The organism is Dactylosporangium sp. NPDC051541, from assembly GCF_044454505.1.
Lineage (GTDB): Bacteria > Actinomycetota > Actinomycetes > Mycobacteriales > Micromonosporaceae > Dactylosporangium.
Map to the genome: position 1 here is coordinate 1,340,504 of NZ_JBITDU010000002.1, position 12,993 is coordinate 1,353,496.

General features: G+C 69.8%; 10 protein-coding genes. 3 read left to right on the plus strand and 7 right to left on the minus strand.

Translation table 11 applies throughout. The annotated features are described in order from the left end of the window. Positions 1-26: 26 nt before the first annotated feature. The 7 genes from ACIA8L_RS13730 to ACIA8L_RS13760 form a co-directional block, all read right to left on the minus strand. A complete protein-coding gene (locus ACIA8L_RS13730) occupies positions 27-1,817 on the minus strand; it encodes an alpha-glucuronidase (RefSeq protein ID WP_395903999.1) in 1,791 nt (596 codons plus the stop codon). After that, positions 1,814-3,853 (minus strand): beta-galactosidase, encoded by a 2,040-nt coding sequence (locus ACIA8L_RS13735; protein WP_395904001.1) that lies wholly within the window; start codon positions 3,851-3,853, stop codon positions 1,814-1,816. Before ACIA8L_RS13735 ends, ACIA8L_RS13730 begins: the two co-directional genes overlap by 4 nt. A 168-nt stretch (positions 3,854-4,021) precedes the next feature. Continuing rightward, a complete protein-coding gene (locus ACIA8L_RS13740; RefSeq protein WP_395904003.1) occupies positions 4,022-4,696 on the minus strand; it encodes a hypothetical protein in 675 nt (224 codons plus the stop codon). Positions 4,697-4,816: 120 nt separating this feature from the next. Further along, positions 4,817-6,328 (minus strand): xylan 1,4-beta-xylosidase, encoded by a 1,512-nt coding sequence (locus ACIA8L_RS13745; protein WP_395904005.1) that lies wholly within the window; start codon positions 6,326-6,328, stop codon positions 4,817-4,819. Between the two features lies 1 nt (position 6,329). After that, positions 6,330-7,985: an extracellular solute-binding protein gene (locus tag ACIA8L_RS13750; RefSeq protein ID WP_395904007.1), complete on the minus strand. Its 1,656-nt coding sequence runs from the start codon at positions 7,983-7,985 to the stop codon at positions 6,330-6,332. Positions 7,986-8,019: 34 nt separating this feature from the next. After that, on the minus strand, positions 8,020-8,892 hold the full coding sequence (locus tag ACIA8L_RS13755) for a carbohydrate ABC transporter permease (protein WP_395904009.1): 873 nt from the start codon (positions 8,890-8,892) through the stop codon (positions 8,020-8,022). Continuing rightward, the gene (locus ACIA8L_RS13760; RefSeq protein WP_395904011.1) at positions 8,886-9,773 is read right to left on the minus strand and encodes an ABC transporter permease; all 888 of its coding nucleotides are present in this window, start codon (positions 9,771-9,773) and stop codon (positions 8,886-8,888) included. Before ACIA8L_RS13760 ends, ACIA8L_RS13755 begins: the two co-directional genes overlap by 7 nt. Before the next feature lie 241 nt (positions 9,774-10,014). Between ACIA8L_RS13760 and ACIA8L_RS13765 the strand changes: the two genes are divergently transcribed. Genes ACIA8L_RS13765 through ACIA8L_RS13775 form a run of 3 tightly spaced genes read left to right on the plus strand, consistent with a single transcriptional unit; the run spans position 10,015 to position 12,977 of the window. Next, positions 10,015-10,923, plus strand: coding sequence for an acetylxylan esterase (locus tag ACIA8L_RS13765; RefSeq protein WP_395904013.1), 909 nt, complete (start codon positions 10,015-10,017; stop codon positions 10,921-10,923). A gap of 33 nt (positions 10,924-10,956) precedes the next feature. Next, the gene (locus ACIA8L_RS13770; protein ID WP_395904015.1) at positions 10,957-11,973 is read left to right on the plus strand and encodes a LacI family DNA-binding transcriptional regulator; all 1,017 of its coding nucleotides are present in this window, start codon (positions 10,957-10,959) and stop codon (positions 11,971-11,973) included. Next, a complete protein-coding gene (locus tag ACIA8L_RS13775) occupies positions 11,970-12,977 on the plus strand; it encodes a LacI family DNA-binding transcriptional regulator (protein ID WP_395904017.1) in 1,008 nt (335 codons plus the stop codon). Before ACIA8L_RS13770 ends, ACIA8L_RS13775 begins: the two co-directional genes overlap by 4 nt. Positions 12,978-12,993 lie beyond the last annotated feature (16 nt).

The window sequence follows — 12,993 nt, forward strand, 5'->3', positions numbered from 1 at the left end:
ACAGCAGAATCCGCGTCGGAAGCAGGTCAGTAGATGCGGCGGGCTTTGGTGTCGGGGATGCCGGACTTCCGGTAGAAGTAGGTGTTGATCTGGTCGCGCCACTCGAGCGCGGAGCGGTGTTGTTCCCGCAGGCGGTCGGACACCCGCGCGTGGAGGTCTTCGCCGACCGCCGAAGGGGGTAGGTCGGACCAGCGGCTGACCATCTCGGACACCGCCTCCGCGCCCGCGAAGTGGGTGTCGTAGATGTGCTGGATCACGGTCACGCCGGAGTGCAGGACGTGGGTGTACGGCACGTGGTGGAAGAACAGCAGGAGTTCGTCCGGACACGTTGCCCGGGACTCGTACTGCGACGCCAGCGGCTCCGGGTATTGGGCCGTGTAGCCCGTCCCCGTGGCCGTCGTGCGGTCCACGCCCACGCCGTCGCGGTCGGCGAAGTGGTAGGTGCCCCAGCGGCTGTACTCGTAGCCGTCGACGTCCGGGCCGTAGTGGTCGCCGGGGTGGACCATGAAGCCGACGCCCAGCGGGGACGTGTACCGCTCGTACACCGCCCAGGAATCGCGCATCAGCTCGTGCACCGTACCGGCGGCGGCGGGCGGGAAGGTGCGTGCGATCCACTCGTCGAGCAGGGCGGTCGGGTCGAGGGTCGGGTCCCACGCCAGGCGGCCGGCGGCGTACAGGTTGGCCTGGGCCAGCGGGTGGTTGGTCCAGTAGCGGTCGTCGCCGGCGTTGGAGACGGTCACGACGGCGTCGACGCGGTCGGCCACTGTGGACAGTACCGCGCTCCACATCGGCGGGAGGTAGCACACGTGGCGCTGCTGGCCCGTGTACTCCTGGGTCGCCTGGAACTCCACCGCCAGCCGGGTCGCCGGCATGGACAGCAGGACCGGTGACACCGGTTCGCGGGGCTGGAAGTCGATGGGGCCGTGCTTCACCTGCAGGATCACGTTCGGCGCGAACTCGCCGTCGAGCGGGGTGAAGTGGTCGTAGGCGGCCCGGGCCCGGTCCGTCGTGCGGTCGCGCCAGTCCTGCCGGTGGTTGTACACGAACGCCCGCCAGTACACCTCGCCGCCGAACGGGGCCAGGGCCGCCGCCAGCAGGTTGGCGCCTTCCGCGTGGGTCCGGCCGTAGGCGAACGGGCCCGGCTGGCCCTCCGAGTCGGCCTTCACGATGTAGCCGCCGAAGTCCGGGATCGCCGCGTAAACCCGCTGCGTCGCGGTCGCCCACCAGGCCTGGACGCGCTCGTCGGCCGGGTCGGCGGTGTCGAGGCCACCGACGAGCATCGGTGCGGCGAACGAAACCGAGAGATAGACGCGGATATGGTACTGCCGAAACCGCGCCGCCAGCACCGCGACCTCACCGATCCGGTCCGTCAGCAGCCGCGCCTCCCCCGCGTGCACGTTGACGTTGTTGAGCGACACGCTGTTGATCCCGACCGAGGCCAGCAGCCGCGCATAGTCGCCGACCCGGTCCGGGTCGTCGGTGAGCGCCCCGTCCTCCCAGAACAGCGACCCACCGGAGTACCCGCGCTCGACCTGCCCCATCACCGGGTGCACGAACACGTTGTCCCAGTGCTGCATCATCCGCCGCGCCACGAACGGCCGATGCGTCTGCGCCTCCAGATCGTCCTGCAGCCGCAGCGCGTGGAACGACCCGTACATGAGCCCGGCCTCGTCCTCGGCGACGACCGTGGTCACGCCGCCGGAGCGCGCGATCGTGTAGGCCTCCGCCCCCAGCCCGCAGCGCGGGTCGCGGGTGAGCACGACGTCGTCGCCCAGCACCGCCGACCCCAGCCACGCGGGGTGCACCCCGGCGCTCATGACGACGCTCCGGCGGCCAGCTCCACGACGGCCACGCCCAGCGGGGCGAGCACGACGGCGTCGTCGACCGCCGCGCCGCTCAGCAGGTCGGTGCCCGGGCCGGGGACCGCCACCGTCGCGGTGCGGGTGTCGGAGTGGTTGAGCAGGAACAGGTATCGGTCCCGGCGGGTCGCTTCGACGTGCGGCGGCGCGCCCTCGACCACCGGCGCCACCCCGGCCGCGCGGACGGCGCTGAGCAGGGTGTCGCGCAGCGCGGCCGCTTCCAGGCGGGTGCCGATGTAGACGACCCGGCCGGAGCCGAGGTCGTTGCGGATCAGCGCCACCCGGCCGGCGAGGTCACCGGTCGTGTATGAGCCCAGCACCGTGGCCGTCTCCGGGTGGAGGCTGTCCTGCCACCAGTCGGCGGTCGCGGTGGTGCCGTCGGCGAACTCGACCTCGAACGTCTCCCCCTCTCGCGCCGGCCAGTACTCGTCTATATGCGCACCGATGAGCCGCCGGAACGCCCCCGGGTAGGCGGGCTGCCGTACCTGGTTGTTCGCGTCGACGACACCGGAGAAGAAGGACATCACCACGGTCCCGCCGCCGTCCACGAACTCCTCAACCGCCGCGGCGAACCCGTCAGGGACAAGGTACGCGTTGGGTATGACAAGAACGCGGTACCGAGCGAGATCCAGCTCGGAGAACCCGAACGACACCAGGTCGACCGCGTAGTGCGCCTCGAACAGCGGCCGGTAGTGCGCAACAGCGATCGCCGTGAAGTCGAAGTCGTTGCGCGGCAACCCGTGCGTGACCTCCAGCCCCCACCACGCGTCCCAGTCGAACAGCACAGCGACATCAGCCGACGTGGACGAGCCCGCCACGCCGGCGATCGACGGCAGTTCGTTGCCCAGGGCGGCGACCTCGGTGAAGGTCCGCGAAGCGACCCCCGAGTGTGGCAGCATCGCCGAGTGGAAGCGCTCGTGCCCGCCCCGGCTGGCCCGCCACTGGAAGAACAGCACCGAGTCGGCCCCGTGCGCGATCGCCTGATACGACCCGAGCCGCATCCGCCCCGGCCGTTTCACATTGTTGACCTTCCACTGCGAGACTCCCGAGGCCGCCTGCTCCATCAGCACCCAGGGCTCGGCGCGCAGCGACCGCATGAGGTCGAAGTTGAGCGCCGCCGAGACGTGCGAGTCGGGCGAGCCCGGATCGGGGTAGATGTCCAGCGCGACCGCGTCCGCGGAGCCGGCCCACCGCCAGTAGTCCGCGTGCCGGTAGAAGCGCATGAAGTTGGTGAGGATCGGGATGTCGTCGCGGTAGCGCCGCACGGCGTCCCGCTCCGCGACGAAGCACTCGAGCAGCACGTCGGAGGTGAACCGCTTGAAGTCCAGGCGCCGGGCCGGGTTCGACCACGACCGCGGCACCTCCGGCGGTGCGACCTGCTCCCACTCGGTGTACCGCTGCCCCCAGAACCGCGTGTACCAGGCGTCGTTCAGCGCCTCCAGCGACCCGTACCGCCGCTGCAGCCAGACCCGGAACGCGGCCGCGGCGTGCGGCCCGTAGGACGTCGGCCCGTACTCGTTGCTGATGTGCCACATCGCGAGGGCCGGATGGTGCGAATACCGGGCCGCGAGCCGGTCGGCGATACGCACGGCATGCTCCCGGTACCGCGGCGAGGTCGGGTCGAAGTGCAGCCGGTTGCCGAACCCGAACGTCTCCCCGTCCTCCATGACCGGCAGCACGTCGGGGTGCCCGTGTGACAGCCACACCGGCGGCGCCATCGTCGGCGTGGCCAGGTCGACGCTGATGCCGCCGCTGTGCAGCAGGTCGAGCACCTCGTCGAGCCAGTCGAACGTGAACTCGCCGGGCGTGGGTTCGAGGGAGGCCCAGGCGAACACACCGACGGTGACCAGGTTGACCCCGGCCCGCCGCATCAGCTCCACGTCCTCCTTCCACACCGACGGGTCCCACTGCTCCGGGTTGTAGTCGCCGCCGAAGGCGAACCCCCCGAGCCGCCGCCGAAACGCGGACATCCGCGCGTTCGTCCCGGTGCTCATGCCACCATCCCCGCAGCCTCCGGCGCTGAACAACCGAACAAGACAACGCACGAGCGACCACCCCGCTTCGCTCCGCGGCCGCTCATACCACCACCCCCGCAGCCTCCGGCGCTGAACAACCGAACAAGACAACGCACGAGCGACCACTCCGCTTCGCTCCGTGGCCGCTCATGCCACGAACCGCTGCTCGATCTCGGCGCGCATCGGCCGCGCCACCAGCAGCAGGCCGCCGATCAGGACCGACGCCGGGAGCAGCGCCACCGCCTCGGAGGTGAACACGGTGAGCGCACCGGCGGTGAGCAGCAGCCCGGCCGAGCCGAGCGCGACACCGGGGCGGTGCCCGAGGAAGTATGCGGCCAGCCGCGCGATGTCCACGGTCCGGAACACGAACAGCGAGGCGATGACGATCGCGTTGACGCTCCACAGCACCACCGCCGCCCCGATGATCAGCAGCAGCACGGACCACCACACCGGCACACCGGACACCGATCGGTGCACCACCGACGTCGCTAGCACTGCTAGGAATCCGAGCGTCGGCAGCCACACCTTGAGCACACCGACGGCGTTGAGCCGGTAGCCGCGCCAGAACACCGCCGCCGGATGCAGATCGGCGAGGTCGGAGCTCCGCCGGTGCAGGGCGTAGACGGCGGCGGACACGGCCGGGCCGAGCGGCACCGCACACAACGCGTACAGCGGCACGTTGCTCGCGTCCCGGTCGAGCAGCAGCAGGACCACCAGCCCGGGCGCGGCCGTGAGCAGCACCAGCAACTCCACCACGACCAACGTGTAGACGAACGCGGAAGCCCGCGACAACGTCCCCGCACCGAAAGCCGGCGCGCTCATCCGCGCCCACCCCCAAAACCCGGCGCGCTCATCCGCGCCCAGCCCCGCAAACAAGCGCTCATACGCGCCCACCCCCAAAAGCCGGCGCGCTCATCCGCACCCACCCCCGAAAACAAGCGCTCATCCGCGCCCACCCCCGAACAGCCGAGCATCGTCGAACCAGGGCGGCGTCTCGTCGGTCACCGGGCTCACCTCGACCAGCGTCACCTCATGCCGCCCGAGCACCAAGTCCAGCTCGACGCGACCGTCCACGACAGCCGCACTGCGATGCGTGCGCACCGGCTCGGCCGCCTCCCGCAACGCGTCGAGCTGCCGCGGCCGCGGCGAGGCCGGACGACCCATGGCCGCCCACGCGGCCCGGGCATTGCCCGCCTCCTCCCCCACCGACGACCGCGCGACGAAGGCCCGCGAACAGGAGCCGCCGACCGGGACCGACAGCCGCACCCGGGAGCCGGCGACCGCGGACCGTCCGGTGTGGTCGACCGGCGCCCAGGCCAGCACGGTGACGTGGCCGGCGGAGTCCCGGGTGACCAGATATCCGTCCCCGCGGGCGAGCACATCGGGGCCCATGCGCGCGAGGAACGAGTACAAGTGAAAAGTCGGCTTTTTGATCTGACGATGAGTCAGCAGGCCGAAGCCGCCGTGGAACATGCTCGCCGGCACGCCGGCCTCCTCGAACACGTCGCAGAACGTCCAGTAGGAGAACGAGTCCACGAGATCGCCGGCCGCGACCACGACGGGTGCGAGGTAGGCGGCGTGGAAGGCGGTGTCGTGGATCGGGTTGTCGGGGCGGTAGGAGGAGCTGAACTCGGTGATGTGGACCGGCAGCCCGGCCAGCGCGGTGCCGGCGAGCTCCTGCCGCGGCGCCGCGAACTGGTCGAGGAGCGTCGCCGCCGGCATCAGCGTCTGGTAGGTGCCGAACGGGACCGGCTGGGAAGGGCCGGACGTGTAGGCGTGCCGGCTCACGAAGTCGATCGGGACCGAACGGTCCTCCACGAAGGCGCTGAACCGCTTCAGCCACTCGGCGTCCGCGCCCGGCGACAGCGCCGGCCCACCCACCTGCAAAGACGGGTCGACCTCCTTGACGGTACAGGCGGTCAGCTCGTAGAGGCGATGGTAGTCGTCCTGGTCGCCGGCGGGCCAGAAGACGTCCAGGTCCGGCTCGTTCCAGACCTCGATGGGCCAGGTGCGCACCTCGTCGAGGCCGTAGCGGTCGATGAGGTGGGTGATCGTGGTCCGCACCAGCGCCGCCCACTCCGACGTCGACGCGGGCGGGGTCACGTTGCCCTGCCACCAGAAGACCGTCTGCGGGCCGGAGCCGAGCGCGGCCGGGGTGAAGCCGAGCTCGATGAACGGCTTCACCCCGAGCGCCAGGTAGGCGTCGACGACCTGGTCGACGTAGGTGAACGTGTACGCGACGCCGGGGGTGCCGCCGCGCGTGTAGGCCTGGTAGATGCCGGCTCCGTCGCTGAGCAGGCCGTGCTGGCGGACGTAGCCGAACCCGATCTCCTGCTGCACGAGGGCGAGCGAGTCCTGGTAGTCGCGGCGCAGCGCGAGGTCGAACCGCCCGGCGCCGACACAGCGGCGCCAGGCGTCGGACAACCGGCCTGAGGGCGTCTCCGGAACCAGCACGTCAGCCGTGCGCCTTCTTGTAACGCTCGTAGGCGCCGTTGTGCACCTCGATGTACTTGTCCATGTTCTTGGCCTTGAGCTCGCCGATGTAGGCGTCCCATTCGGACAGTGGCCGGGTGCCGAGGATGAACTTGAGCGTCTGCTGGTAGACGGCGTCCTTGAGGCCGGTCTCCCAGAGGGTCACCTGCTCGCGCTCCTCGGCGCTGAGCGGGTGCGGCGGCGCCAGCTCGATCGGCTTGCGCTTGTTCATCTCCTCCTGGAACTGCTGCTCCTCCTTGGAGAACTGGGAGTTGAGCAGTTTCGTGGAGCCGCCGTAGGCGAAGACGCCGTTGAAGAAGCCGTACTCGACCTGGAGATTCTTCGTGCCGGACGGGTTGAGGCCGGCGATGTTGACGTCCGGGGTGAGCTTGAACGTGCCGTCGTCGACGCTGCCGGTGTAGGTGGTGCCCTCGATGCCGTACTTCGCGAACATCTTGCCCTGCGGCGAGTACCACAGCCAGTCGATGAACTGCATCAGCGCGACGAAGTTCTTGCTCTCCCGGGCCTTTGCGGAGATCATCACGCCCGACTCGAGCCGGGACGCGTCGAGGACCGCTCCGCTCGGCCCCAGCGGCACCGGGATCTTCAGGACCGTGGCGCCCGGGATGGTGGCGATGCTCTTGCGCAGCTCGTTGACGAGGGTCTGCGCGTTGCAGCTGATGACGAACGACTTGCCGTTGGCGAACTTCTGCTTGGCCTGGTCGTCGGACTGGGTGAAGCTCTCGGGGTCGACGAGCTTCTCGCTCACCAGCGTGTTCAAATACTGGATCATCTGCTTGTACCCGTCCTGGGCACCCGTATAGACGAACTTCTTCGCCTTCGGGTCCCAGTTGGCGTGCTGGAAACCCCAGCCGGCCTTCGAGCCGTAGGCGATCGCGATGAGCTGCAGCAGGTTGTTGCCACCGGGCTGGGGCGGGGTGCTCCAGCGGTCCGACAGCGGGTACACGTCGGGGTGGGCCTGCTTCATGGCCTTGAGCATCGCGTGGAAGTCGTCCCACGTCTTCGGGATCGACAGCCCGAGCTGCTGCAGGATGTCGGTCCGCACGGCCAGGGAGTAGTCCTGCCAGACCTCCTCGTGCGTGCCCGGCAGCAGGTAGTACTTGCCATCCTCCTGCCGCCAGGCCCCGAGGTCCGGCTCCAGGTTCCACTTCGCGATCTGTTCCTTGAGGTTCGGCATCAGGTCGATGTGGTCGCTGACCGCCAGGACCGCGCCGCCGGCGATGTAGGCCTCTTCGTCGGGGTGGTAGGTCTTCGGGATGATCGTCGGCGCGCTGCCGGAGGACACCAGGACGCTGCGCTTCTGGTTGTAGTCGCTGCCCGGCACCACCGTGGACTGCAGGGTGACGTTGGTGCGCTTGGTCAGCTCCTTGAAGAACAGCCAGTCTTCCTTGTACGGGTAGCCGGCGTTGCTGAGCATCATGATCGGGAACGTGAGCGGGGCGCTGGCCTTGAACTGCTGGCCGACACCGTAGGAGTCCATGGCTCCTTCGCGGTTGGCGCTGTAGTCCTGGGCCTTGCCGTTGTCGGTCTCGCCGTCGTCCTCGCCGGAGCACCCGGCGAGCGTGGTGAGGGCGGCGGCACCGGCGGCGCCGAGCACGGCGCGTCTGGAGAGCTTCATCGGAACTCCTCGGTCCTTCTGGCGGGGCGGCGCGTCAGCCCTTGACCGCGCCGAGGGTGACCCCGGTGACGAAGTAGCGCTGGATGAACGGGTAGACCGTGACGATCGGCAGCGCGGTCAGCACGATCGTGACCGCCTGGATGTTGGCGGCGATCTGCAGCGACAGGTCGCTGGTCATGGAGATGTCCGTGCCGCCGGTCGCCCCGGCGATGAGGTTGCGCAGGTAGATCGTGACGGGGAACAGGTCGTTGTCGTCGAGGTACAGGAACGCCGAGAACCACGAGTTCCAGAACGACACGGCGTAGAACAGCGTCATCGTGGCGATGACGGCCTTCGACAGTGGCAGCGTGACGCGCAGCAGGTTGCCGTAGGTGCTCAGGCCGTCGACGGCCCCGGCCTCCTCCAGCTCGGCCGGCATCGCCTCGAAGAAGGCCTTCATCACCAGCAGGTTGAAGACGCTTATCGCGTTGGGCAGCACGATCGCCCACAGGGTGTTGCGCAGGCCGAGGGAGCTGACCAGCACGTAGTTGGGGATCAGGCCGCCGTTGAAGAACATGGTGAACACCGCGATGCCGATCAGCGCGGTGCGGCCCTTCAGGTTGTGCTTCGACAGGACATACGCGTAGCAGGTGGTCAGCACCATCGCGATCACGGTGGCGACGACCGTGTACAGCACCGTGTTGCCGTAGTTGCGCCAGAACACCGGGTCTTGCATGACCCGCTGGTAGGTCGTCGTGTTGAACCCGCGCGGCCACAGGTTGACCTCGCCGCGCTGGATGGAGCGCTCATCGCTGAACGACCGCGCGATGACGTTGACGAACGGGAACAGCGTCAGGATCACGACCGCGGTGAGGATGACCGCGTTGACGACCTGGAAGACCCGGTAGGACCGGCCGACGGCTACCACAGGCTCGCCCCGACCGTGCGGCGCGAGATGAAGTTCGCGGTGAGCACGAGGGTCAGCCCGATCACCGACTCGAACAGGCCGATCGCGGCGGCGTAGCTGAAGCTGCCCGAGACCACGCCGACGCGGTAGAGATAGGTGGAGATGACGTCGGCGGTGGGGTAGGTCAGCGGGTTGTACAGCAGCAGGATCTTCTCGAACCCGACGGCCATGAACGTGCCGATGTTGAGGATCAGCAGCGTCATCATCGTCGGGCGGATGCCGGGCAGCGTCACGTGCCAGGTCTGCTTCCACCGGCCGGCCCCGTCGATCTTCGCGGCCTCGTACAGCTCCTGGTCCACTGTGGTCAGCGCGGCGAGGTACAGGATCGTGCCCCAGCCGACCGTCTGCCAGATCTCGGAGGAGACGTAGACGGTGCGGAACCACTGCGGCTGCTGCAGGAACGGGATCGCGTCGCCGCCGATCGCCTTGAGCCCCGCGTTCACCGCGCCGTCGAGGGCGAGCAGCTGAAACACCAGGCCCGCGACGACCACGATGGACATGAAGTGCGGCAGGTAGGAGATGGTCTGCACGAACCGCTTGAAGAAGCGGGCCCGGACCTCGTTGAGCAGCAGGGCCAGGACGATCGGCAGCGGAAACGTGAACGCGAGGGTGAGCCCGCCGATGACGAGCGTGTTGGTGAAGACCCGCCAGAACGTCGGGTCGTCCCAGAACATCTCGAAGTAGTGCAACCCGACCCACTTGGTGCCGAACAGGTCCCCGCCCGGCCGGTAGCGGCGGAACGCGATGACGTTCCCGGCCATCGGCAGATACCGGAAGATCACGAAGAACGCGAGGGGGACGACGGCGAGCGAGTACAGCTGCCAGTCCCGCCGTAACGCCACGCGCCAGCTGCGGCGCCGCCCTCGCACAACCATCCGGTAGCATCCAATCCGAAAGTTTCGGAAAATCGCCGGTTAGGCAACGGGTAATTTAGATATTTCACTGAGCGGTGTCAAGGGATCCGCTGGTACGGTGCTGAGCTGCAAACACTTGCAAACGCCGATCTGTCGTAGCCCGCCTGGTAGCGCTACCATGGCGCCCGGCAACGATCGGCCGGCGATCAGAAACTTTCGAAGGAGGGCCATGTTCGACGCCTTCTGGGACGAGACGCTGCGGTCGGCCCGGAACGCCGCTTCCCTGCTCAGCGTGGAGAAGGTGGCGACACCGCTGCCGTTGTTCGACACCTGGGATGTCACATTCGCGGGGTTCGGCGGCGCCCCGATCCGGGCCTGGTTCACGCGTCCGGCGGGCGCACCGGCCGAGCTCCCCGCGGTCGTCGAATACCTGGGCCACGGACGCGGCCGCGGGCTGCCGATCGAGCGCCTGACCTGGCCCGCGGCCGGCTACGCACACCTGCTCATGGACACCCGCGGCCAGGGCGACCTCTACGGCAACGGCGGCGACACCCCCGACCCGGAACGCGGCCGCGGTGCCGGCGGCTCCCGGCCAACCACCGACGGCATCCTCGACCCCAGCGACTATTACTACCGCCGCCTCATCACCGACGCCGTCCGCGCCGTCGACGCCGTCCGCGAGCTGCCGGGGGTCGATGCGACAAAGGTCGTCGCGGCCGGCAACAGCCAGGGTGGCGGCCTCGCCCTCGCCGTCGCCGGCCTGGTCCCGGACCTGTTCGCGCTGCTCACGTCGGCACCGTTCCTGTGCGACATCGAGCGCGGTCTGCACTTGAGTCATCTGGCCCCGTACGCCGAGATCGCGCAGTACCTGGCTGTGCACCGGGAGTCGCACGCGCAGGTGCTCCGCACACTGTCCTATGTGGATGGTGTCGAGTTCGCCCGCCGCGCCCACGCACCGGCCCACTTCGGCATCGGCGGCCGCGACCCCGTCTGCCCGCCGAGCACCGGACAAACGGCCTTCGACGCCTACGGCGGAACGGACAAAACCCTGCACGTGTACCCGTACAACGGCCACGAGGGCGGCGAGGCACTGCACACTCTGCGACAGCTGGATTGGCTCGCGAAACTTTCGAAGTAGACTCGCGCCGCCAGAACATGCGAAGGGACACCGATGCCGCAGCACCAACGGGCCACGATGGCGGAAATCGCCGCAGAAGCGGGCGTTTCCGTGCCGACCGTGTCCAAGGTCCTCAATGGACGAAGGGACGTCGCGCCCGCGACCCGGGACCGGATCGAGGACCTGCTGCGCCGGCACAGCTACAAGCCCCGGCGGGCTCAGCCGACGGCCGCGGCCGGCCTCATCGACGTGGTCTTCGTCGACCTCGGCAACTCTTGGTCCATGCAGATCCTGGCCGGCGTCGAGGAGACCGCGCACCGGGCCGGCACCGGCGTCGTCGTCTCCGCCGTGCACGGCCGGGTCCGCACCGCGCCCGACCGCGGCTGGCTGGAGAGCCTGTCCGCGCGCCGCTCCGACGGGGTGTTACTGGTCCTGTCGGAGCTCTCCGCGGACCAGCTCGAGCAGCTGTCCGGGCTCGGCATCCCGGTCGTCGTCATCGACCCCGTCGGCCAGCCCGATCCGGCGGTACCGTCGGTCGGCGCCACGAACTGGACCGGCGCCCTGACCGCGACCGAGCACCTCATCGGCCTCGGGCACCGCCGGATCGCGGTCATCGGCGGGCCGGAGGACGTGCTGTGCTCGCAGGCGCGGGTGGACGGCTACCGGGCCGCCATGCACGCCGCCGGCCTGCAGATCCCGCCCGGGTTCGTCCGCACCGGCGACTTCACCAGCCCGACCGGCTACCGCGAGACCCAGGCCCTGCTCGACCTGCCCAACCCGCCGACGGCCCTCTTCGCCTGCTCCGACGAGATGGCCCGGGGCGCCTACGAGGCCCTCTACGAGCGCGGCCGGCGCGTCCCCGACGACCTGTCGATCGTCGGCTTCGACGACCTCGAGCAGGCCCGCTGGTCGATCCCGCCGCTGACCACGGTCCGCCAGCCGCTGACCGAGATGGCCGCCCTCGCCACCCGGATGCTGCTCACCCTCGTCGCCGGCGACAAGCTCGACGCGTCGCGCCTCGAACTCGCCACACCGCTCATCGTCCGCGACAGTACGGCGCCCCGCCCATGAGCGCCCGCCGCCGGGGCGAGGTCACCGTCGCCGCCATCGCCCAGCTCGCCGGGGTCTCCGTCCCCACCGTGTCGAAGGTCCTCAACGGCCGGGCCGGGATCGCCGCCGAGACCCGCGACCGGGTCGAGGCGCTGCTGCGCGAGCACGGATACCGCCGCGCCGACGCCGCCACCACGACCCCGAACATCGAGGTGGCGTTCTTCGGCATGGAGAGCCACCTGGCCATGGAGATCCTCCGCGGCGTCGAGCAGACCGTCCGCGAGCGCGGCCTCGCCGTCGGCTTCACCGACCTGCAGGGCCCGGCGGCGGCCGGCCGCCGCCCCGCCGACCGGCTCCTGGCCCGCCGCCCGACCGGCGTCATCGCCGTCAACTCCGCGTTCCGGGCCCGGCAGTACGAGCAGCTCATCGCCAGCGGGGTGCCGATGGTCGTGCTCGACCCGACCGGCGAGCCGAGCCACACCATCCCGTCCGTCGGCGCCACGAACTGGAGCGGCGGCGTCGCCGCGACCCGCCACCTGCTCGACCTCGGCCACCGCCGGATCGGCGTCATCACCGGCCCGCTCGAGTACCTCTGCGCCCGGGCCCGCCTCGAGGCGTCCCGCGGCGCCCTGGAGACCGCCGGCCACCCGCTCGACCCCGACCTGGTCCGCAACGGCCGGTTCACCTTCGACGACGGCGTCGACCTGGGCCGCGCCCTCCTCGCGGCCGAGCACCGCCCGACCGCGATCATCTGCGGCGACGACCTGCAGGCCCTCGGCGTCTACGAGGCCGCCCGCCGCCTCGGCCTGCGCATCCCGGAGGACCTCAGCGTCGTCGGCTTCGACGACATCGAGGTCACCCGCTGGTGCGGCCCGCCGATGACGACCGTCCGCCAGCCCTTCGCCGAGATGGGCGCGACCGCCGCCCGGATGGTCCTGCAGCTGGCGATGGGCGAGCCGGTCGAGCCGGCCCGGGTCGAGCTGGCCACCGAGCTCATCGTCCGCGGCAGCACCGCCCCGATCTAGCGCTCCGTCAAGACCC